The 19,453-nt window shown below is 61.9% G+C and carries 25 protein-coding genes and 2 tRNA genes; 8 read left to right on the top strand and 19 right to left on the bottom strand.

What is annotated here, in order from left to right; all coding sequences use genetic code 11:
• The 3 genes from NKH73_RS13890 to purM all read right to left on the bottom strand — a co-directional run.
• A partial coding sequence (locus NKH73_RS13890) for a SixA phosphatase family protein (RefSeq protein WP_352932280.1) occupies positions 1 to 477 on the bottom strand: 477 nt, incomplete at its 3' end.
• Positions 478 to 493: 16 nt separating this feature from the next.
• On the bottom strand, positions 494 to 1,204 hold the full coding sequence (gene purN / locus NKH73_RS13895; RefSeq protein WP_352932283.1) for a phosphoribosylglycinamide formyltransferase: 711 nt from the start codon (positions 1,202 to 1,204) through the stop codon (positions 494 to 496).
• Positions 1,201 to 2,265, bottom strand: coding sequence for a phosphoribosylformylglycinamidine cyclo-ligase (gene purM / locus NKH73_RS13900; protein WP_352932285.1), 1,065 nt, complete (start codon positions 2,263 to 2,265; stop codon positions 1,201 to 1,203). Before purM ends, purN begins: the two co-directional genes overlap by 4 nt.
• A 619-nt stretch (positions 2,266 to 2,884) precedes the next feature.
• Between purM and NKH73_RS13905 the strand changes: the two genes are divergently transcribed.
• The 5 genes from NKH73_RS13905 (at position 2,885) to NKH73_RS13925 (ending at position 6,205) form a co-directional block, all read left to right on the top strand.
• Complete coding sequence (locus NKH73_RS13905; RefSeq protein WP_352933011.1) at positions 2,885 to 3,442, top strand: CDP-alcohol phosphatidyltransferase family protein; 558 nt, start codon at positions 2,885 to 2,887, stop codon at positions 3,440 to 3,442.
• Positions 3,414 to 4,613: an AI-2E family transporter gene (locus tag NKH73_RS13910; protein ID WP_352932287.1), complete on the top strand. Its 1,200-nt coding sequence runs from the start codon at positions 3,414 to 3,416 to the stop codon at positions 4,611 to 4,613. Before NKH73_RS13905 ends, NKH73_RS13910 begins: the two co-directional genes overlap by 29 nt.
• A 5-nt stretch (positions 4,614 to 4,618) precedes the next feature.
• The gene (gene hdaA / locus NKH73_RS13915; protein ID WP_352932289.1) at positions 4,619 to 5,323 is read left to right on the top strand and encodes a DnaA regulatory inactivator HdaA; all 705 of its coding nucleotides are present in this window, start codon (positions 4,619 to 4,621) and stop codon (positions 5,321 to 5,323) included.
• A 244-nt stretch (positions 5,324 to 5,567) separates the two neighbouring features.
• Positions 5,568 to 5,825, top strand: a complete 258-nt coding sequence (locus tag NKH73_RS13920) for a type II toxin-antitoxin system Phd/YefM family antitoxin (RefSeq protein WP_095483249.1) — start codon at positions 5,568 to 5,570, stop codon at positions 5,823 to 5,825.
• Positions 5,822 to 6,205 carry a type II toxin-antitoxin system VapC family toxin gene (locus tag NKH73_RS13925; protein ID WP_352932291.1) on the top strand — a complete coding sequence of 128 codons (384 nt, stop codon included), beginning with the start codon at positions 5,822 to 5,824 and terminating at the stop codon, positions 6,203 to 6,205. Before NKH73_RS13920 ends, NKH73_RS13925 begins: the two co-directional genes overlap by 4 nt.
• A gap of 349 nt (positions 6,206 to 6,554) precedes the next feature.
• Here NKH73_RS13925 and NKH73_RS13930 read toward each other — a convergent pair whose 3' ends face one another.
• A complete protein-coding gene (locus tag NKH73_RS13930) occupies positions 6,555 to 7,571 on the bottom strand; it encodes a GlxA family transcriptional regulator (protein ID WP_352932294.1) in 1,017 nt (338 codons plus the stop codon).
• Positions 7,572 to 7,701: 130 nt separating this feature from the next.
• On the opposite strand from NKH73_RS13930, the gene NKH73_RS13935 reads away from it, so the two are divergent.
• Complete coding sequence (locus NKH73_RS13935) at positions 7,702 to 8,529, top strand: alpha/beta fold hydrolase (RefSeq protein ID WP_352932296.1); 828 nt, start codon at positions 7,702 to 7,704, stop codon at positions 8,527 to 8,529.
• A 103-nt stretch (positions 8,530 to 8,632) separates the two neighbouring features.
• Here NKH73_RS13935 and NKH73_RS13940 read toward each other — a convergent pair.
• Positions 8,633 to 8,709: transfer RNA gene (locus NKH73_RS13940), tRNA-Pro, on the bottom strand.
• A 307-nt stretch (positions 8,710 to 9,016) separates the two neighbouring features.
• Here NKH73_RS13940 and NKH73_RS13945 point away from each other — a divergent pair.
• Entirely contained in the window at positions 9,017 to 9,322 is a 306-nt protein-coding gene (locus NKH73_RS13945; RefSeq protein WP_027152615.1) for an ETC complex I subunit, read from the top strand.
• Positions 9,323 to 9,384: 62 nt separating this feature from the next.
• Positions 9,385 to 9,461, top strand: a tRNA-Arg gene (locus NKH73_RS13950).
• An 87-nt stretch (positions 9,462 to 9,548) separates the two neighbouring features.
• Here NKH73_RS13950 and NKH73_RS13955 read toward each other — a convergent pair.
• The 14 genes from NKH73_RS13955 to NKH73_RS14020 all read right to left on the bottom strand — a co-directional run bounded on the left by NKH73_RS13955 (position 9,549) and on the right by NKH73_RS14020 (position 19,442).
• Entirely contained in the window at positions 9,549 to 10,580 is a 1,032-nt protein-coding gene (locus NKH73_RS13955; RefSeq protein ID WP_352932300.1) for a tyrosine-type recombinase/integrase, read from the bottom strand.
• Between the two features lie 210 nt (positions 10,581 to 10,790).
• Positions 10,791 to 11,156, bottom strand: a complete 366-nt coding sequence (locus NKH73_RS13960) for a hypothetical protein (protein ID WP_352932302.1) — start codon at positions 11,154 to 11,156, stop codon at positions 10,791 to 10,793.
• Positions 11,153 to 11,380, bottom strand: coding sequence for a hypothetical protein (locus NKH73_RS13965; RefSeq protein ID WP_352932304.1), 228 nt, complete (start codon positions 11,378 to 11,380; stop codon positions 11,153 to 11,155). Before NKH73_RS13965 ends, NKH73_RS13960 begins: the two co-directional genes overlap by 4 nt.
• Entirely contained in the window at positions 11,377 to 11,730 is a 354-nt protein-coding gene (locus NKH73_RS13970) for a hypothetical protein (protein ID WP_352932306.1), read from the bottom strand. Before NKH73_RS13970 ends, NKH73_RS13965 begins: the two co-directional genes overlap by 4 nt.
• The gene (locus NKH73_RS13975) at positions 11,727 to 11,978 is read right to left on the bottom strand and encodes a hypothetical protein (protein WP_352932308.1); all 252 of its coding nucleotides are present in this window, start codon (positions 11,976 to 11,978) and stop codon (positions 11,727 to 11,729) included. The genes NKH73_RS13970 and NKH73_RS13975 overlap by 4 nt, the downstream gene beginning before the upstream one ends.
• Positions 11,975 to 13,363: a Lar family restriction alleviation protein gene (locus tag NKH73_RS13980; protein WP_352932310.1), complete on the bottom strand. Its 1,389-nt coding sequence runs from the start codon at positions 13,361 to 13,363 to the stop codon at positions 11,975 to 11,977. Before NKH73_RS13980 ends, NKH73_RS13975 begins: the two co-directional genes overlap by 4 nt.
• The gene (locus tag NKH73_RS13985; RefSeq protein ID WP_352932312.1) at positions 13,360 to 13,752 is read right to left on the bottom strand and encodes a DUF968 domain-containing protein; all 393 of its coding nucleotides are present in this window, start codon (positions 13,750 to 13,752) and stop codon (positions 13,360 to 13,362) included. Before NKH73_RS13985 ends, NKH73_RS13980 begins: the two co-directional genes overlap by 4 nt.
• Before the next feature lie 205 nt (positions 13,753 to 13,957).
• On the bottom strand, positions 13,958 to 15,532 hold the full coding sequence (locus tag NKH73_RS13990; protein WP_352932314.1) for an ATP-binding protein: 1,575 nt from the start codon (positions 15,530 to 15,532) through the stop codon (positions 13,958 to 13,960).
• Positions 15,529 to 16,956: an AAA family ATPase gene (locus NKH73_RS13995; RefSeq protein ID WP_352932316.1), complete on the bottom strand. Its 1,428-nt coding sequence runs from the start codon at positions 16,954 to 16,956 to the stop codon at positions 15,529 to 15,531. Before NKH73_RS13995 ends, NKH73_RS13990 begins: the two co-directional genes overlap by 4 nt.
• Positions 16,953 to 17,978 (bottom strand): PD-(D/E)XK nuclease-like domain-containing protein, encoded by a 1,026-nt coding sequence (locus tag NKH73_RS14000; RefSeq protein ID WP_352932318.1) that lies wholly within the window; start codon positions 17,976 to 17,978, stop codon positions 16,953 to 16,955. The genes NKH73_RS13995 and NKH73_RS14000 overlap by 4 nt, the downstream gene beginning before the upstream one ends.
• Positions 17,975 to 18,364: a hypothetical protein gene (locus NKH73_RS14005; protein ID WP_352932320.1), complete on the bottom strand. Its 390-nt coding sequence runs from the start codon at positions 18,362 to 18,364 to the stop codon at positions 17,975 to 17,977. Before NKH73_RS14005 ends, NKH73_RS14000 begins: the two co-directional genes overlap by 4 nt.
• Positions 18,361 to 18,621 carry a hypothetical protein gene (locus NKH73_RS14010; RefSeq protein ID WP_352932322.1) on the bottom strand — a complete coding sequence of 87 codons (261 nt, stop codon included), beginning with the start codon at positions 18,619 to 18,621 and terminating at the stop codon, positions 18,361 to 18,363. The genes NKH73_RS14005 and NKH73_RS14010 overlap by 4 nt, the downstream gene beginning before the upstream one ends.
• A 27-nt stretch (positions 18,622 to 18,648) precedes the next feature.
• On the bottom strand, positions 18,649 to 19,017 hold the full coding sequence (locus NKH73_RS14015) for a hypothetical protein (protein ID WP_352932324.1): 369 nt from the start codon (positions 19,015 to 19,017) through the stop codon (positions 18,649 to 18,651).
• Positions 19,014 to 19,442 (bottom strand): hypothetical protein, encoded by a 429-nt coding sequence (locus NKH73_RS14020; protein ID WP_352932326.1) that lies wholly within the window; start codon positions 19,440 to 19,442, stop codon positions 19,014 to 19,016. Before NKH73_RS14020 ends, NKH73_RS14015 begins: the two co-directional genes overlap by 4 nt.
• Positions 19,443 to 19,453 lie beyond the last annotated feature (11 nt).

The following is a 19,453-nucleotide window of genomic DNA, read 5'->3' on the forward strand; positions in this document are numbered from 1 at the left end:
TTGTGCTGGCGGTGCCATTCTGAGGTTTATAGTTAAAGGGTTATGGGCTTGGGTGGGTTTTTTTTTTTCTTGTTTTTTTTTTGCCTGTCTTTCTTTTGCGCGGCGGGCGTGCCGGCGCGCGAATTCCTCCAGGCCGGGATTGTGGCCAATCACCAAAAGGCTGTTTGTCCCCGCATTCGCCTGCCGTATCTTGGCGAGAACGTCTGCCACACTGGCCTCATAGAGCGCCTGAACAAATTTGGCCGGCGTTTTCGCCGGCAATTCCGCCGAGACCAGCCGCCATGTGTCGCGGCTGCGCAGCGCCGGCGATACCAGCGCCAGATCGGGCAGCCAGCCTTGCCTGGCCAGTTCGCGCCCGACCAGCGGCGCAGCCTTCAGCCCGCGTCCGGAAAGCGGCCGGTCGAAGTCGATAAGGTCAGGATCGTCCCAGCTCGACTTGGCGTGGCGCAGAAGAAGGAGTTGCTTCGCCGTCGCCATGCCAGCCTCCTCCTGCTCAGGGCGTAATCCGCGCCAGATGCTCGAGGTCGCTCTCCTCGCGCAGCGGATCAGGCGCCATCACCACGGAGGTGCTGTTGTCGGCATCGTCGGCGAAGTGGGCAAGCACGGTGCGGCCATCTTCCATCCGCGCCTTGCCCTCGGCGACCAGCCCGAGTGCCAGCGGATAAAGCCTGTGCTCGGCCTTCAGTACGCGGGCGGCCAGCGTATCCTCATTGTCGCCGACCATCACCGGTACGGCAGCCTGGGCGATGATCGGCCCGTCGTCCATATCGAGCGTTACGAAATGCACCGTGCAGCCATGGATGCGCGTGCCCGCGCGCAGCGCGCGCGCATGGGTGTCGAGGCCCTTGAAGGCCGGCAGCAGGGCAGGGTGGATGTTGATCATCCGTCCCAGCCATTTCTCGACGAAGCGTGCGCCAAGAATGCGCATGTAACCGGCCAACGCCACGATCTCGGCGCCGAACGAGACAAGTGCCGCGTCGATCTCCCCGTCATGCGCTTCCTTGCTGGTATAGTCGGCTCGCGAAATCACCTTGGTGGCGATGCCGCGCGCCGCCGCGATACCGAGACCGGCGGCATTGGCCCGGTCGGAAATGACGCCGACGATCTCAGCCGGATAGTCCGGGTTGCTCGCTGCGGCGATCAGCGCCGTCATGTTGGAGCCGCGTCCCGAAATCAGCACCACAGTGCGTTTGCGCATCCTCATAGGCCGATCGACCCCCGATAGATCACGCCGGCGTCGCGGCGCGGCACGATGCGGCCGATCGGCGTCACGGTCTCGCCCGCCTCCTGCAGCACGGCCGCGACCTGTGCGGCCTGGCCGGAGGCGACGGCGAGGATCATGCCGACGCCGCAATTGAAGGTACGCATCATCTCTTCGGGTGCTACTCCGCCGGTCTTTGCCAACCACGAGAACACCGGCGGCACCTCGATGGCGTCGAGGTCGAGCTCGGCCGAAAAATCCTTTGGCAGGACGCGCGGAATGTTTTCGGGAAAGCCGCCGCCGGTTATGTGGGCCAGGGCTTTGATGCCATGCGTGCCGCGGATCGCCTTGAGGAGCGACTTGACGTAGATGCGGGTCGGCTCGAGCAGCGCTTCGGCCAGCGTGACTTCATCATTGAAGGGCGCCGGATCGGCCCACGAAAGGCCGCTGGTGGCGACGATGCGGCGGACCAGCGAAAAGCCGTTCGAATGCAGGCCCGACGAGGCCAGCCCCAACAGCACGTCGCCCTCGACGATGTCGTCGGTCGGCAGCAGCTGGCCGCGTTCGGCCGCGCCCACGGCAAAACCGGCAAGGTCGTAGTCCTTGCCGTGATACATGCCGGGCATTTCCGCCGTCTCGCCGCCGATCAGCGCACATCCGGCCTGCCGGCAGCCCTCGGCGATGCCGCCGACGATCGCCGCACCCTGGTCGGGATCAAGCTTGCCGGTGGCGAAATAGTCGAGGAAGAACACGGGCTCGGCGCCTTGCACGACGATGTCGTTGACACACATGGCGACGAGATCGATGCCGATCGTGTCGTGCTTGCCCGCATCGATGGCGATCTTCAGCTTGGTACCGACGCCGTCATTGGCGGCGACCAGCACCGGGTCGGAGAAGCCGGCGGCCTTGAGGTCGAAAAGGCCGCCGAAGCCGCCGATCTCGCCATCGGCGCCCGGCCGGCGCGTCGCGCGCACCAGCGGCTTGATCTTCTCGACCATGAGATTGCCGGCATCGATATCGACACCCGCCTCGGCATAGGTGAGCCCGTTTTTGCGCTTGCTCATTTCTGGCGCCTGCTCATCTCTGTTTCCACTTGCTTGAGGGCTCTTCGCATGAACGCTTTTGCCTCGCAAGGCAAGCGCGCGATGGCGACGTTCAATTGGAGATCGGCCGAACCGGACGCCCTACGCTCCAGCAGTAGAAAGAAATGCCCGCCAGTGCAGCGGCGAGGGTACCGACGGTCGCTAAGACCTGACCTCGTCGCTCGGGAGGGCTCCGTAGGAGAAACCGGCGGCGATCAAACTTGCCGCCACAGTCCAGACACCCGGGTTTGCGGCGATTGACCGCCCGAAAACGAACGCCACGGCGGCAGCCATCAACCAGAGAGGCCAAGACGCCAGAAGGCCGACGACCAAGGCAAGAACGAAACTGGTCAAAAGGTCATGCATCGACGCGTCGCGGTGTGGGGTTGTAAAAGATGCGAAAGCTAGGAGGCTTTCTGTTACCCCGGCCAAATAGCAAAGTGTGACACGCAGGGCGATTGTAAATCTCTGTGCCATCGTCATTCGTTAGGTTCATTTTTCGGTCTGGGGTGGAGCAGGTGAGCGAGGAGAGAGCGTCGCCACTTGCCCTAGCGTCCTATCTCCATCATGTATCATTAAACAGAAACAACGGGACATGCGTTTGACCATCCCCAACATGATCACGATCATGCGTTTCGTGCTGGTGCCGGGCGTGGTGCTGGCCATGCTGCAGGCGCACTGGGACTGGGCTTTCGCCGGCTTCCTCATCGCCGGCATTTCCGACGGTGTCGACGGCTTTATTGCCCGCCATTTCAACCAGTTTTCGCGGCTTGGCGCCTATCTCGATCCGATGGCCGACAAATTGCTGCTGGTCTCGGTGTTCGTGGTGCTGGGCTTCATCGGTGAATTGCCGCTGTGGTTGGTCGTCACCATGGTGTCGCGCGATGCGCTGATCGTTTGCGCCGTCGTTTTATCCACCGTCATGACCCACCCGGTCGAGATGAAGCCGCTGTTCGTGTCGAAAGCCAACACCGCCATCCAGATCGTGCTGGCGGCGGTGGTGCTGGGCGAACTGGCCCTCGCCCTCGATCTCGATCCGCTCAGGCCGGTACTCATATTGCTGTCCGGGGTCTTGACCGTGGCTTCGGCCGCGGCCTATCTCGTGGCTTGGCTGAGGCATATGAGCGGCTATGGCGAAGGCTCCACACCGGGCACCTGACCAGGACATCGACGCGGCAGCCGAGGCTGCGGCCGCCGATGCCGCCGCGTCCGGCGTGTTTCGCCGCCAAATCCGCTTCTGGCTGATCAGCGCCATCATCCTCGCGGTCTTCCTCTACGTCTTCAGCGGCATCCTTCTCCCGTTCGTCGCAGGCATGGTGCTCGCCTACTTCCTCGACCCGGTCGCCGACCGGCTGCAGCGGCTCGGCCTGTCCAGGCTGATGGCGACGGTCGTCATCCTGTTTGCCTTCATCGTCGTTCTGGTGCTGGCCTTTGTCATCCTGGTTCCAGTGCTGGCCTCGCAGATGGCCGATTTTGCCAGCAAGCTGCCGGAATACCTGACCCGCCTGCAGACCCTGATCACCAGCTTCGATCCGAGATGGCTGGAAGAGAAATTCGGCGTCGACGCCAATGGCCTGCGCGAAGGCTTGAATTCGCTGCTGACCTCCGGCTTCGGGCTTTTGACCACGGTGTTCACCTCGATCTGGAGCTCCGGCGTGGCGCTGGTGTCGGTGGTCAGCCTGTTCGTGGTGACACCAGTCGTTGCCTTTTACATGCTGCTCGACTGGGATCGCATGGTGGCCATCGTCGACAGCTGGGTGCCGCGCGACTATGTCAAGACCGTCAGGGCGATCGCCAACGACATCAACACCGCTACCGCCGGCTTTGTACGCGGCCAGGGCACGCTGTGCCTGGTATTGGGCGCCATGTATGCCACCGGCCTGACGTTGACCGGCCTGAATTTCGGCATCCTCATCGGCCTGTTCGCCGGGCTGATCTCCTTCATCCCCTATGTCGGCTCGCTGACCGGGCTGGTGTTGGCCGTCGGCGTCGCCTTCGTTCAGTTCTGGCCGGACTGGACCATGATCGCGGCGGTGGCCGGCGTGTTCTTCGTCGGCCAATTCATCGAGGGCAACATCCTGCAGCCGAGGCTGGTCGGCAAAAGCGTCGGCCTGCATCCGGTTTGGCTGATGTTTTCGCTGTTTGCCTTCGGCGCGCTGTTCGGCTTCGTCGGCCTGCTCATCGCCGTCCCGGCCTCCGCCGCCGTTGCCGTTCTGGTGCGCTTTGCCATTTCCCGTTATCTGGAATCGCCGCTCTACAAGGGCCACAGCACCGAGCCTGTCCCGCCGCTGCAGGCGCGTCGCCGCGGGAGCAGCGGGCCGCGCAGTTGAGCCAGATGCCGGACAACAAGATCGATCCGCCGCGCCAGTTGCCGCTCGATCTCGGCCACGGCACCGGCTATTCGCGCGACGAGCTCGTCGTCTCCGGCACCAACAGCCAGGCGGTGGCGCTGGTCGATCGCTGGCCGGACTGGCCGTCGCCGGTGATTGTGCTTGCCGGTCCGGCAGGCTCTGGAAAAACCCACCTGGCGTCGATCTGGCGCGCCCGCGCCGGGGCTGTGGCAGTCGACGCCGGGCGCATCGGTGACTGCATCGCAAGCCTTGGCGCGCGGCCGGCCCTGATCGACGATGTCGATGCCGGTCCAGTCGATGAAGAGGGGCTGTTCCATCTGATCAACGCAGTGCGCGGGGCCGGCTCGACTTTGCTCTTGACCGCGCGGCGCTTTCCGTCCGCCTGGGGCGTCAGGCTCCCTGACCTCGCCTCGCGACTGAAGGCTGCGGCGACGGTCGAGATCCACGAGCCCGACGATCTCTTGCTGGCCGGCGTCATCACCAAACTGTTCGCTGACCGCCAGGTCGAGGTCGAGCCGCATGTCGTGCAATATCTGGTGCGCCGCATCGAACGCTCGCTCGCCACCGCGATGCGGGTGGTGGAGCGGCTCGATCGTTCGGCATTGGAGCGCAAGACGCCGATCACCCGGGCGCTCGCCGCCGAAACCGTCAGCGCCATGGATGAGGGGCAGGGCGAGTTCGAGATCTGATACGACAGGCTTAGCCGGTGTCCCATTTCGGGAAACCAGTACTGGCATCCATCTTGCAACGTCAGCCTTGCCGGCTAACCCCGGTCCTGATTGCGTATCAAATCAGGTTGTAGGCTCGCCGGGAGTTGAGGCGGTTGGGGTTCTCTTCCCGGCGAGCTTACCTTTGGCCGTTGTAATGGACCGTTGAATGGTCTATTTTTACCTACAAGTATGGACCAGAGGATGGTCTATAAAGGAGCGGCCGATGCAGGTATCCGTTACAGACGCCAAGGGACAACTGACCGAGTTGGTGCGTCGTGCCGAGGCAGGTGACGAGATCATTCTGACCCGTCACGGTCACGCGGCCGTGCGTCTGGTTCCGGTCAAGGCAGTGCCGGACAGGAAAAGCCGTCGGGCATTGCTAGAGGCGATGCGGGCATCCGGCGCCGCGAGGGCGAAGGCTGGGCCATCTGCCGCGCGAAGCCAGGATTTCCTCTACGGCGACGATGGCCTGCCCGAATGATCGTGGTCGATACCTCGGCGCTGATGGCGATCGTTCTTGACGAACCGGAGGCTGATGCCTGCATCGCGGCGCTTGAGGCCGAAGACGACATCCTGATTTCCGCCGGCACCGTGGCCGAAGCGCTGATCGTCGCGGCGCGGCGCAATGTCGGCGAAGAGCTGTCCGGACTGATCGACGGGCTTGGTTTCGAAATCGCGGCAGTGACGCCGGCCTCTGCGCGTCGCATCGCCGAGGCCTATGCAAAATGGGGTAAGGGCATTCACCCCGCCGCGCTCAATTTCGGTGACTGCTTCGCCTATGAGGTGGCGAAAGAACATGCCTGCCACCTGCTTTATGTCGGCGACGATTTTTCGAGGACCGATATCGAAAGCGTTCTCTAAGCACGGGGTTGCCTGCGCCACATGCGCGCGACAACGCTACGAGATCGACGTTCCCACCTATGAGCTCTCCCTCGAAATAATTTCGGCGATATATTTTGACCGAGAGCTGTCCCACCCGCAAGCTGTGCACCGGCCGTCTTTGAACTGATGTTCGCAGGCGGGGTATCCATAGAGATGAAACGCGCATTCAGCACAAAGGCTGGCCATTGCGCTGCTTTCGACGAAATATATGCTGCCGCATTCGTCGCAACTCGTGACTGATCGGTCAGTCATAGGCTCACCCCGCGCTTTCGTTTCAGTCCGATCGCCACACGCAGCCGCCGGGTCGTGCCGCCACCGCCGCCACGACTCAGATCCCACCGCCAGGCAGGGCGGCACGTTCGACGCCAAAGCGCCTGCGGTAATCGCCCGGCACGAGGCCGGTTATCCTGGCGAACACTTTGCGGAAGGAGCCGGGATCGTCATAGCCGACATCCCAGGCGATCTGGTCTACTGATCGGGTCGTCGCTTCCAGCATCTCACGCGCCTTGCCGACGCGCAGGTGCTGGCAATATTCGGTCGGCTTGAGGCCGGTGGCGTTGCGAAAGCGGCGCAAAAAAGTCCGCTCCTCCAAGGCCGCATGCTCCGCCATGGTGGCAAGCGTCACATCGCGCGCGCCTCTCGCCTGGAGCCAGTGCTGCACCTTGAGAATGGCTTCGTCGCCATGGTTCAGCCTGGGAGCGAAGGGGCTGTAGAAGCGCTGTTCGCGCCCCGGCGGATCCACCAGCATGAAACGGGCGGTGTCCATCATGACGGTCGGCCCAAGCACCCTGTCGACAAGTTTTAGGCCGAGATCGGTCCAGGCCATGTAGCCGCCGGCGGTGATGATGTCGCCATCGTCGATGACCAGCTTGTCGGCATCCAGTGCGATGTCGGGGAAGCGCATCGCCAGCGCGTCGCGATAGGCCCAATGCGTGGTCGCAACACGACCCGACAGCAGGCCGGTCTCGGCAAGCACGAAGGCGCCGGCGCAGACCGAGCCGAGCGTCGCGCCCGCCGCATGGCGGGCCCTGAGCCAGTCGGCATACGGCGCGGCCGACTCTCGGGGGATCGGATCACCTAGGGTCGGAGGCAAGATGACCATGGCCGGTCCATTGCCAGGGCCGGGGTCGCTGTCGCCGGGCTCGCTGTCGAAGGTGCGGATGATCGTTTGGTTCGCCTCCTGCCATTGCCAATGGCTGACACGAAGCCTCAGCGCGTCCGGCGAGCGTTCGGCAGCCAGGCGGTTGGCCAGCTGGAAGAGATCGGTCAGCCCAAGAACAGCCGCTTCCTGAACGCCGGGATAAACAACGAGGCCGATTTCGACCGTATCGCGTGCCGCAACCATCTGTCAGTTTTGCCGTGTCAAATGTCTGTTTTGCCAATCGTCACCATGACGCCGTTGCAGTAGCTTGTCCACAGAAGGAAACGAACCTTCCCCCCAACAACTTCAGCTATCCACATCAAGGAGCACGATGATGAGCACATTCACCACCAAGGACGGCACCGAGATTTTCTACAAGGATTGGGGCACAGGCCAGCCAATCGTGTTCCATCACGGCTGGCCGCTCAGCGCCGATGACTGGGACAACCAGATGCTGTTCTTCCTCGACAAGGGCTATCGCGTCATCGCGCATGATCGGCGCGGGCATGGCCGCTCGACACAGACGGCGACCGGCAACGAGATGGACACATACGCTGCCGACGTCGCAGCCCTGGTTGCCCATCTGGATTTGAAGAATGCCGTTCACATCGGCCACTCGACCGGCGGCGGCGAGGTGGCGCGTTACGTTGCCCGCTACGGTGGCGAAGCACGCGTCGCCAAGGCGGTGCTGATCGGCGCGGTGCCGCCGATCATGGTCAAGACCGACAGCAACCCCGGCGGCCTGCCAATCGAGGTCTTCGACGGCTTCCGAGCGGCTCTGGTCGCCAACCGCGCTCAGTTCTACAGGGATGTGCCGGCCGGCCCGTTCTACGGTTTCAATCGCGAGGGCGCCAAGGTCTCGCAAGGGGCTGTCGATAATTGGTGGCGCCAGGGCATGATGGGCGGAGCCAAGGCTCACTACGACTGTATCGAGGCTTTTTCCGAAACCGACTTTACCGACGACCTCAAGAAGATCGACGTGCCCGTCCTGATCATGCATGGCGATGACGACCAGATCGTGCCGATCGCCGACTCCGCTTTGCTTGCAGCCAAGCTCGTGAAGCAGGGCACGCTCAAGGTCTACAAGGGCCTTCCGCACGGAATGTGCACCACCCACCCGGAGATCATCAATCCGGATCTCCTGGCGTTCATCCAAAGCTGACGCTCGGAGCTTCAGGCGGGCACGCTCGGAAATCCGGGCTGCCCGTCGGCCGCAGTCCGGCGCAGGTGCACCGGCAGCACGGCTGATGATTGCGATGGATGAATGGTCGGAGTGGAGAGATTCGAACTCCCGACCCTCTGGTCCCAAACCAGATGCGCTACCAGGCTGCGCTACACTCCGAGTCCTTGCGGGCTATAGGGTTCCAGGCTTGGCTGCGCAACCCCTTAAAAGACGAAAACGGAACAAACGGCAGGCCCGGGCCGAGAGCGGAGCGGAAAATGCCAGCCAAGTCGCGCAACGGCTTCGCCGCAAAATGTTCAAGCTGATGGCGGGGAACGGAGTTTTGCCAAGACCCTGGCGCGATCATTGTCGGTGGCCAGCCCTGCCGAAGGGTGCTGCGGCAAGCATCGGCCTTGCCGCCGACTGCATTGCGAAGTAATGACGGGGCTATAGCGGCGGTGCCGCTGCACTTAGCAACGAGGTGGCCATGTCCGCGCGCATTTTCAGCCCAGCCAAAACCGCGATGCAGTCCGGTAAGGCCAAGACCGGCCACTGGGTGCTGGAATTCGATCCCGAAATGCGGAAGAAAATCGATCCGCTGATGGGCTACACCACGTCGGGTGACATGCGCAGCCAGATCAGGCTTACGTTCGACACCAGGGAAGAGGCGGTGGCCTATGCCGAAAAAGAGGGGCTGGCGTACCGTGTCGAGGAGCCGAAGGAATCCAAGCGCCGCCAGATTTCCTATGCGGAGAATTTCCGCTATGACCGCAGGACGCCCTGGACACATTGACCGGCAATGCCGGGCAGCGATCCCGGCGCATGATTCAGCCGGCCTTTTGGCGTCGGCCCAGCGGTCCCGTAGCTCAGCTGGATAGAGCACCGGCCTTCTAAGCCGATGGTCACAGGTTCGAATCCTGTCGGGATCGCCAATATTTTCAAGTACTTAGATACCATATTCGGGCTGGAAACCCAACCGAAATTGGCCGTTTTACACCGCGTTTTACAGATTTCGTTCCTCATGGGTTCCGTTCCATGCGGAGAATGACGGCATCGCTGGCGTCTTGATCGTCGGCCAGGTAGTGCTTTTCCAGCACTGACTTGATCTCGGAAATCGAGTGTCCGGATATCTTAGCGATGTTCTCGACGCTCGATCCTTCCCGCGCCCGCTCGGTGATGAACGTTCCGCGCAGATCGTGGAACGTCACAGCCCCGATCTTGAGCCGGCCGCACTCTTTCCCCCACGACGTTTTAAAGCCGTCCTTCGTCCATGGCCGCTTGCGCGAGTTGAGCAGAATGCGCAGCTTGTCCTTGTCCATCGGGTCGAGCATCGCCTTGAGCGTGGAATGAACACGCACCTTCAGCCGCTTGTCGGTCTTCGACTGGCGGAACTGGAGATAGATCCCGTCATAGTCCTTCCATGACAGCGCCAATAGGTCGCCCTGGCGCTGGCCGGTGTGCAGCGCCATTTCGAAGGCAAGCAGGAGGTGCGCAGGGGCGCCGGCACGGAATGCCTTGATCTGCGCCTGCGACCACACGCTTTCGCGCCTGGAGCCGCTGTAGAGCCGTTCTATCCCGGTGCAGGGGTTCTTCTCTATGATCTCGTCAGCAATGGCGTAGGAGAAGACCTTGGATAGCGAGAACAGCAGCTTATCGGCCTTGCGCGGGTTCGCGGTGAAGCTCCGGTGCCACTTCCTGATTTCGGCCTTCATGCCCTTTTGCTGCGTCAACTTCGCTGGCAGCTTCGGCCATTTGGCCTTTATCAGCTTAAACGCATAGAGATGGTCCGTCTGCGTCGTATCGGCCAGCGCGAGAAAATCGTGATTGCGCTTGCTCTCCGGTCCGGTGAACCGATCGATAAGGCTTTCCAGCGTCTCGACAACCTTCGGCGTCGCGTCACCTTTGAGCCTGGCAAACTCCAGCGCAAAGGCTTCGGTGTGCGGCTTGGCTTCCATCTTCGGGCCGCCGCGCCATGCATAATAGTAGGTGCGCGCGGTGCCATCGGCCAGCTTGCGCTTGACCTTGTGGATACCCTTAAGCGCCACCAGCACCGCCCCTGTCTCTCCACGCTAGATACTCATCCAGCGTGTCAAAGGCTTCAGGCGAAACGTCCTTGTCAATTGGCCGTTCCCGTTGTGCATCATCCTTGGGGATTAGGCGCACAACCACTTCGCCGATCTTGACTTCGGCAATATGGCCAGCTTTGGCCGCGCCCCTACAGAGCACGGTTATCTGACGCTCAGTGAGGGCCAGTTGGCGCGTCATCGGCCACCTACCTGCCGAGCGAGGGCGCGGATTTCGGTGGCGACAAGCGTTCCGAACGCCGGACCGTTCTCGGCAATCTTCGCGCATTTTTCGATCGTCGCCACCCTCAGCGTCTCCCGGTCGGATTCGGCGGCGGTAGCGCGGGCTTGCCACATCTGGCGGCAGTCGTCTTCCTTGTTGGCTTGCTCGGCCCATACCTCGACCTCCTTAACCAGCCTAGCGTTCTCATCTGCGAGCGCGGATATGTGGTCGGCGGCTTCGCGTAGTATCGGAACAGCCGGGATACATGCATCGTCAGGAAGGTTGTTCCAGTCGGTCCTCATGGTGGCGGCGCGCAGTCGTTCGATCAACTCGGTGCTCATGGTCGCGGCTCCTGTTGAAGTGCAGCGCGGCCGGCAGCGGTGACTTTGGCTCCTGTAAATGCAGTCCACGCTACCGGCACCGTCACCAACCCTTTCGCCGCTAGCCGCTCTGCCACAAGTATCTCGATGCCGTCGACGGGAAGCGCGCCGCTGCCGCTGCCGTCCCGAAGGCTAAAGAGTTCAGCGCGCCTCAAAAATCGGCGCTGTGCTTCGGTCAGCTTCATTTCTGACCTCCCTCAGCATGAGAGGCGGCGAGGGCGGCGAGCGTATGAATCGCGCGTTCGATGGTGACGGCATTCGAGCCGACCATTTTGAAATCGGCCTTCAGCCGTTCAAGCCCGCGAATTGCGCCCCTGACCTTCTCTACCCCAGGCTCTATCGGTGCCTTGGGGAGAGGGTGGGCGGCGCGTTCCATGGCGAGGCGGACTTCCTCGGGGACAAGCAACAGGAATTCTGTGGAGACATCATTGGCGAGGAATGCCCCGACATTCCTGCCAACCGCGATAAGCGCCTTGCGCAACTTGTCCACCGCCTCGGCAGCATCCCCTACAGGGGGTGTTTCGGGGTTGGTCATGACGGCCTCCCGCCGATCTCGATCATCCGGTCGATGGACGTGTAGACTGAGTTTCGACACTCATCTTCGTCCCACTCCAAGCGCTTGTCGGCGCTGAGAAACACCTGGCCGAACTCGATGCGACCAGCCTCGATCATGGCGTCGATCTGACCATCGGAAAGACCGTCGCGCATCTGGTAGTCGACCAGCAGGTTGATGTGGCGTTTGCCGTGCAAGACTTCAGCTTTGTCGATGCGGATGGCTTTCATCGCCCTGTCTCCCCACCAGAGGGAAGAGAGGGGTTTCCGGCGAGGGCGCGGAGGACGCGTTTGAGAGCTATTCTTTGAATACCGTGCGTCTTGCCGATCTCATCGGCGGGCATTCCGAAGATCGAGAACAGCGCTAGACGGTGTTCATCGAATATATCGCGGAAGAACCACAATTCGAACTTCCGCCGCACCGCCAAATCTACCGCCCCATCCGTGGCGGCAGGGACGGCTTGGGCGTTGGAGAGGGCGCGGTAGACCTTAGCGAGTTTGCGGAAATCACCTTTGGTCAGATAGAGCGCATGTCGCATCTCACCCGACGAATGGACCTTGGCACCGTCAGGGGAGTAGTGCGACATGTCGGATTCGTCGCCGCCGTTCTTTTTGAGAAAGGCCAGATCAGACGCGTCCTGCTGCTCAACAAGCAATGCAAAGGGCTCAATCGCCTTCACCACCTCCCCATCCACCGCCGATGTTGGGGCGGGCGGGGTGGCTACGAGAGCGGCGACGGGCAATGCGGAGCCGACAGGCTTGGCCGCCTGCTTAGCCCTGATCTTGTCGACCTTCGTCCAGATGCGGGCAAGCTCCGCTTCGCCAGCTTCATGCATGTTGAGGTCGTGAGCGAGGCAGTATCCAGCCAGCGTGATCATCACGCCGCCAGCCTCTTGGGAGGGCTCGCCAGCATCTCGGCCCCACACGTAGTCGCGAAGAGCGAGGACACGGGCAGGATCGTAGCCGCACGACTGAAGCAGTTCGAACACTTCCTCCAGAAGACGGTCACCGCGCTCGACGCGATCCATGCTGATTTCCCGGCCAAAGCAGGACATCAACCAAGGCTGAACTCGCGCTTGCAGAGTTTCGTCCACCGGCACGGCTGGCGCTTCGGGATTGCTGAGAGGGGGAGCAAGGCAACTGCGGATGCGGGCCTCGTAATCGGCTTGGGCGGTAGCTTGGGCGGCTTCGATGGTCTTGTGTTTCCCACCAAGACCGGCGTCATCATCAAGAAGATATAGAACCCAAAGCCCTTCTTCGTTCTGGATGATGTACAAGCCAAACGATGTCTCAGCCTCGCAGTTGCCAGACTTCGAGCAGAACACGCGCCACTCCAGCCCCTTCACCGCCACAGCTTCAACCGGGCTGGATTTGGTGAGAGTGGCGCGACGGTTCCAGTGGAATGAGCGAGGCTCGGCTTCGAATGCCGGGTCTTCATCAAACCCGCTGGTAGCGTGACACCAGTCGCATTCGAACCACTCTTCATGGCCATTGTCGTTCGGCGATACGTCATGGCATCCGCAAAACGGGCACGGCTTCAGCGCGTCCAGCATCCCCTCGGTGGGCTTGGTGGTGGCGCCAAGCATGTTCTCGTCTTCTTCGTGAGCGTGCGTCATGGCGTCCTCGCATTTCGAATGATGATTTCCGCGGCTTCGTCATCGCCAGAAATGGCATGGAGGGCCAAGGCGACACGGCACGGATCGATGGAGTGCTTTGCCCAGAACTCCCGCTCAGAACCGGAGTGCTGTTCGCGGTGCTTGTCCGACGAGATGGGCAGGCACCAACGGTCATCTGGCTTTTCAGCTTTGCCAGTTTCCCGCTTGCCGTAGGCTGGATCTGCATACCGAGTGTGCGCGGCCTCCACAGGGCGCGTCCCGGTGATGATGCAGGGAAGCGTGCGCAGCCACTTCAAATGCGCGTCGTCGGTTCTCCTCGGACGTTTCTGGCCCTTTGCTGGCGAAGTCGAGAATGCCGTGTCAGGGCGCTTTATTGCGAAGCCAGCCATCACGCCCTCCGCTTTCCGGCGAGAGCCGCGTTAATGACGTCGCGCTTCGCACGAATGATTTTTGCCGAGCCGCGGCGGTGCTGCTTTCGATATACGGCCTGGAGCCGGTCCAGCTCCCTTAGCGCAGGCATGGCTCGACGCGTCTCTCGGTGCTGGCGCCATAGCTGCCATTGGACGATCGTGCGGCGGATGAGGGAGGAAAGGGTCATTTCGTTGCCTCCAAGCCTGCAGCGATGCGCAAACCATTGGACTCGGTGATCAGACCGTTCTTGCGCAGGATCGACATGCCGGTATTCCAATGGCCGCCGCGCGGCTGCATGCCGAGCTCGTTGGCGAGCGCATAGATGTCGATCCCTGGCGATCGCCGGATCGTCGCGAACATCTTCTGGGCCGGCTGCGGAAGGTTCTGCTCCAGCAGATCGGCTGGGATGACGCCGGCGGGGATAGCCGGAGGCGAGCCTGGAACAGCGAGGTCGCCTTCTTCGACCATCAAGCCGGCTTCAATGAGCCGCTTGCGCTTGGTGTTGAAATGACCACCACGCGCCTTGCGACCGCACATCGAGGCGAGGCCTGCCCACGTCATCTTTGCCGGCCAGACCTGGAGCGCGGCATTCAGCAGCGGATCTGACGCAAGGTCTGTCGCCCTTTCAATTCGGTTGGCTGCCGGAACGGGCCGCAGGCGGACCTCAACTGGCCTGCTCTCCGCCTCGATCGTCGCGGGGATGCCATTTTCCTCGTCGTCGGTTCGCATGGCGTCGATGGCCTGTTTGGCGCGCTGTAGGCCAATAGCAATTCCGGCGAGGCGTCCGCGGGCAGTCCCCTCGTCAAACCCCCGCTCAAAACCCTGCGCTTCAGCCGCCACGATGTCAGCGGTGTTGGCCGTGTTAAATTTCTCGACCTTCTTGGAGGCAGGAAGTGTAGCCTCAAGAGCCTCACGGATGGCCGAGACATCGACATCGGCCAGGGTCTTCGGTTCGATGCGCTTTTCCCCGGCCTTGGGGGTTGCGCTCGTGTCCAGCGTCTTAATCGTGGGGAAGCGCTTTCGCTCCAGCATCGTCGGGTCTTGCGACAACACCCAAGCTTCGCCGACATTGAGGCCAGCAAGCGTGTCGAAAACTTCTTTCGACTTGTCCCTGTCGCCATTGCCATCGACCCACGCCTTCGCCGCATCGCGGTCCTGTGGCGCCGGCAGGCGGTGAATGATCAGTGTGTTCGCCTGGGTCAGCACGTCCTTGGAGAGACGGGCTGGCCGCTGGGTGATCGTGATCAGCCGGAAGCCACGAAAGCGACCACGGCGGGCGATCCAGTCGATCTCACCATGAAGCTGCTTGCTGTCATCGCCTTGCGGATTCTGCGGCGCGAAGACGTCCGCTTCCTCGAGAACGATTGTCAGGGCATCGCGGTTCACGCGCCGCAGCTCATGCAGGAATTTCAGCAGGAAGCCTTGCTGGGCGCTCTTGGTCAGTTCGGACAGATCAATGACGGCGGGCACGTTCTCACGCGCCAGAATATCCGCCATGGCCACGGCTGCGGCGGTGTCGAGAGGCATATCGGCATGCGGACCACCAAAAATGGCGACCGGATAGCCAGGGCCTTCGCCATCGGCGGATGTGCGCAGCCCGGCCCACACTCCGAGCGGATCGAGAACCAGCACGCGCCGGCCCATGTCGAGCAACCGCTCAACGATGCCCTTTGAGGTATAGGTCTTGCCTCCGCCCTTTTTGCCAAGGATAGCGATGTCGGCGTCAAGCGCATCGTCTGGAATTGGATGAACGCTCACAGCAAGCCCTCCAGATACTTCCGCGCCGCATCGGCCTGCAGTTCGCCCCTGACCAACTTGTCGGCGCTCTCGAAGCAGGACTTCACGAAGTCGAGCTTCTGCGGCAGTGCCTCCTTCCATGCGTTCTTCGCAAACTCGATGTTGGCCCGGCGCTGCTTTGCATCCGGCACGTTGGCATCGACGGCGAGCGCCATGAACTTGTCCAGGCACTCGAGCATCAGATTGCGCGTGATGAGATCGGAGGCCGGCGGCGTGGACTGGTCATCAGCCACTTCATGCTCGCCGGCCTCCGCAGGCCCGCCAACGGGCTCTGATGGATCGGCAGCGACTTGGCCGGGGGACGGGGCCTCCTCGCTGCCTACGTCCGACGAAGGGGAATTCTCGGACGGTTCTTGGATCGTGGTTTCCTGTTCGTCACCAGCACCGCCAGACAGCGCGGCCGTTTCCCGAAGCACATGGGCGGTGTCGAAGCCTTCGCCGTCCTGCGGGCTCCCTGGCGCAGCGCTGAGACGTTCCGAAAGAGGCTTCTCCTCGTGCTCGGCAAGCTCGGCTGCCATGAGGTCACGAGCTGCTGCGACAGACTTGAAGGTCTCCTTGAGAGCTTCCATGGTTTTCTGCCGGGACGGCGACAGACCCTTCCACCAATCGGCAAGCGCTTTCGTGCCAAGGTTGGCCGCGTTCAGACCGGACAGGCGATCGGCCTTGAATTGCGGGTCGACTGCGGTGCCCTTGTCGGACCACATACGGACGGCGTTGCCGGCGGCGACGGTGACCTGTTTCCCTTCCTGAAAGCCCCCGCGCAGATCGTCGGGGCATTTCTGCATGAAAGGAACGTGGGTGCCTTCCTCCAGCATCATCGAAACCGTCATCTCGTAGATGAACGATTTCTCCTGCACGACGACGAAGCCTTGATTGACGATCTCAGTCTTGCCGTTGGCGCCTTTGACCTGGGCGACCTTCTCCTTGACCCGGCAGCAGAAGATCAGATGCGCCTTGGTCTGGAGCAGTTCGTTCATGAGCCGCTTGTGGGCGCCCTTCGGCTTTTTCCAGCAATGTAGCCCGGCGCGTTTGGTCGCTTCCTCGATCGCCTCGGCTTGCTCCAGCACGCCGCCGGTGCCTTCCCATTCATGGGAGATGCTGTCGATGATGATTGCGGTGTAGCCGGCATCCTGAAAGGCGTTGATCGCCTCGATGTACCGCGCCGACGTGAAAGGCGGGTCCATGTCGATGACGTCGAAGCCGCCGCCAACATCGGCATAGAAGCGAGACCGCTTGTTTTCGGTGTCGATGAACCCGATCTTGCCGGCGTCGCCGACCAGACCGCGCGCGTAGAGGATCGCGCTATAGGTTTTGCCCGAACCGGACGGTCCGGCGATCGAGGTCAACGTGAACGTCTTCTCGCGAACGGCGCGCTCGATCTTCATGCTGCTTTTCCTTTGAGAGCGGGTAGGGTGGGATCGTTCTCGTTCCGATCAGACCACCACTGCGGAGCGGACCACGTCCGCATGTTGTCGGCGTAGGTCGGCCAGTCGTTTGCGGCCAAGCACTCAGCGAAGATGTTCAGCGCCCGCCGGTTCTGCCGCATGGCGGTGTGGATATCGCCGTTGTCGAGCGGCTTGATATTGAAGGCGTAGGGATAGCTGGTCTCGACAAACAGCAGGACCGCCTCATCGACCTGGCATTGGCCGACTTCCTCAAGGCAGGTGATCGCCAGCGCCATCTGCTGCAGGTAGCCGTAGTTGATGATTGACCTGCCGATAGCGACCTGTGAGGCGTCGGCGCACGTTTTCAGATCGGCGATGATGGTATCGCGCGGGATACTGTCGGGCCGGGACTTCGCCCAAACGCCGGTCTTGGCGTCCTTGACGATGATCGAACGCTCGATGCGGCCGCGCAGCAGATCGACCGCGACTTGGTTTTTCGATAGCCGCTCGGCCATGCCGTTGATGTCGACGACCTGTTGGGGCAGCAGGACGGTCTTGCCCGCCTTGCGCTGATCGGAGAGCCATTCGCGGCAGACTGTTGCGTTGCCGTTCCACGGCTTGAATTCGCCGGTCTTGGCGTCGGGATAGGTTTCGGGCCGAACCACGTAGTCGTCACGGAAACCGTCTTCGGACAGAAGCAGGGTATGGACGGCCCGGCCGAAGTCGAGCGAGGCCGTCGTTTCCTGCTCTGGCTTGTCAGGGTTGAGGTACGATCCAGCCCAATAATGCAGCGGTGACCGGTTCTCTATTTCGCGCAGCCCGCTGGACGAGATGGATGGGCCGACGGTCAGCTGCTCGTGATACGCCGCCATCGGGATCTTGCGGTAGATGCCCGGCTCGCTGATGGGCTTGCCGTCCCAGTCCTTCTCGCCGCGGTTCCCATGCACGATGGCATGAGTGATCTGCCCGATCGACTGAATGCCGTCGACGTCGTTGTCGAGGATTGAAAGCTGGTCGGTCATGCCGGATCCTCCTGCATGAGCTCGGCGACCCACCTGCGAGCCCGCTCGATGTCACGGTCGGCATCTTCGGCGCAGTAGCCATAGGTCGGCGTGCGCCGGTGCTCGTCGGGCATGCACTCGATGCAGAGTTCGGGGCCGTCCTCGCAAACCAGGCGCGGCATTTCGGGTGTCAAAACCCGGTGGCAGCCTTCGCAGGTCGAGCTTCCCGAATCGGACTTGCCGTCGAGGATGTCCAGGCAATGCAGCAGCCCGCGAATGGGGCTCTGGTAGCGATCGAACTTCTGGTCCTCGCTGTCATCATTGCGCGGCATTGCAAAGAACAGCATGGCCGCGATCTGCCGGCGAAGTTCCTCGGCGCGCTCGGCTGTCATCGGTTCGGTGATCATGCTGCATTCCTTCGTGATGGCAGGTTTTCCGCTGCCCATGTTTCGTAGAGGGTGAGCCAGCGACGACGCGCCGCGCGCAGTTCATCAGCCGGCGGGCCGTAACCCGCCTCCTTGTCGCGCTGGGCTTCCTGGATGAGCTCGGCGAGCGCGGTCAGTTGTTCATCTAGCGGCTTGCCCGCGATGGCGGCATCGACTTGCTGGCTGAAGAAGATCGGCTTGCTCACGGCGCCAATCTGTGAGGCGCGGATGATCAGCAAGCCAGTTGCAGGCGTGGTCGAGCGCGCTCATCGTGCGGCCTCAATCTCGGCGAACATCTCGCGAAGGTCATCGGCGGCGCGCCAGTCGTCGCTCGAAATCGCAAACGCCATGCCGACCATGTCCATGCGCTGCTCGCATTCGGAAACCGCCCGGACGTGTTCGAGGTAGAGGGACAGACGCCACGGCAGGAGCTTGCGGGCTTGCTCAACGGTGTCGGCGCGGTGCAGCCGGACCGTCGGCGTCAGCATCACATCGGCTTCGTCGATCGTCTTCCGATACTGCTTCACAAACCGGATGCTCTCGACGACTTCCTGGCAGTTGATCCGCCATGCGGTGGCAATACGCTCGTCGAAGGCGCTAACCCCGACCGGGGCAGAGGTGAGGGCCGCGTTCATGGCGACACCAGGCCCAAGGCAGATGCCATGCGGGCTTTCTCGGCGCGGATGCCGTCTTCGTGCCCTTTTTGAGCTGCGGCGATGATGTCGGCGGTGTACTTGGCCTGAAGTTCGCGGACGAATGCCTGCTCGGCGGTCGTGTTCACCATGGCGTCGTCGTGAATGCCGGTTTCGATGTCCTGGTGCAGATCGACCGCAGTCAGAAGCGCATTTTCGATCTCGCCGGCCTCGATATTGTTGACGATCATTTGAACGAAATTCGCCAAACCCTCTCGCTTGTTGGCCGGCAGTTCGATCTTGCGGGTGTAGGTGTTCATGTCCGTTCCCCAGTGGGTATGAACGGATAATATGCGCAAACGGATAACTGTCAACAAAGAAAATGCGCAAACGGATAAAAATGATTGCGCCGACGGATAACCGCGCATAAAAGAAATCC

This window comes from Mesorhizobium sp. M0938, assembly GCF_040319125.1.
Taxonomy (GTDB): Bacteria; Pseudomonadota; Alphaproteobacteria; order Rhizobiales; family Rhizobiaceae; genus Mesorhizobium; species Mesorhizobium robiniae.

Coding starts and splice junctions, on each gene's coding strand:
- NKH73_RS13975 (WP_352932308.1), bottom strand. CDS start 11,978: ATGAAAGCCATCCGCATCGACAAAGCTGAAGTCTTGCACGGCAAACGC.
- NKH73_RS14000 (WP_352932318.1), bottom strand. CDS start 17,978: ATGACCGACCAGCTTTCAATCCTCGACAACGACGTCGACGGCATTCAG.
- NKH73_RS13980 (WP_352932310.1), bottom strand. CDS start 13,363: ATGACGCACGCTCACGAAGAAGACGAGAACATGCTTGGCGCCACCACC.
- NKH73_RS13945 (WP_027152615.1), top strand. CDS start 9,017: ATGTCCGCGCGCATTTTCAGCCCAGCCAAAACCGCGATGCAGTCCGGT.
- NKH73_RS13925 (WP_352932291.1), top strand. CDS start 5,822: ATGATCGTGGTCGATACCTCGGCGCTGATGGCGATCGTTCTTGACGAA.
- purM (WP_352932285.1), bottom strand. CDS start 2,265: ATGAGCAAGCGCAAAAACGGGCTCACCTATGCCGAGGCGGGTGTCGAT.
- NKH73_RS13910 (WP_352932287.1), top strand. CDS start 3,414: ATGGCGAAGGCTCCACACCGGGCACCTGACCAGGACATCGACGCGGCA.
- NKH73_RS13970 (WP_352932306.1), bottom strand. CDS start 11,730: ATGACCAACCCCGAAACACCCCCTGTAGGGGATGCTGCCGAGGCGGTG.
- NKH73_RS13935 (WP_352932296.1), top strand. CDS start 7,702: ATGAGCACATTCACCACCAAGGACGGCACCGAGATTTTCTACAAGGAT.
- NKH73_RS13965 (WP_352932304.1), bottom strand. CDS start 11,380: ATGAAGCTGACCGAAGCACAGCGCCGATTTTTGAGGCGCGCTGAACTC.
- NKH73_RS14020 (WP_352932326.1), bottom strand. CDS start 19,442: ATGCGCGGTTATCCGTCGGCGCAATCATTTTTATCCGTTTGCGCATTT.
- purN (WP_352932283.1), bottom strand. CDS start 1,204: ATGAGGATGCGCAAACGCACTGTGGTGCTGATTTCGGGACGCGGCTCC.
- NKH73_RS14005 (WP_352932320.1), bottom strand. CDS start 18,364: ATGATCACCGAACCGATGACAGCCGAGCGCGCCGAGGAACTTCGCCGG.
- NKH73_RS13960 (WP_352932302.1), bottom strand. CDS start 11,156: ATGAGCACCGAGTTGATCGAACGACTGCGCGCCGCCACCATGAGGACC.
- hdaA (WP_352932289.1), top strand. CDS start 4,619: ATGCCGGACAACAAGATCGATCCGCCGCGCCAGTTGCCGCTCGATCTC.
- NKH73_RS13985 (WP_352932312.1), bottom strand. CDS start 13,752: ATGGCTGGCTTCGCAATAAAGCGCCCTGACACGGCATTCTCGACTTCG.
- NKH73_RS13995 (WP_352932316.1), bottom strand. CDS start 16,956: ATGAAGATCGAGCGCGCCGTTCGCGAGAAGACGTTCACGTTGACCTCG.
- NKH73_RS13930 (WP_352932294.1), bottom strand. CDS start 7,571: ATGGTTGCGGCACGCGATACGGTCGAAATCGGCCTCGTTGTTTATCCC.
- NKH73_RS14015 (WP_352932324.1), bottom strand. CDS start 19,017: ATGAACGCGGCCCTCACCTCTGCCCCGGTCGGGGTTAGCGCCTTCGAC.
- NKH73_RS13920 (WP_095483249.1), top strand. CDS start 5,568: ATGCAGGTATCCGTTACAGACGCCAAGGGACAACTGACCGAGTTGGTG.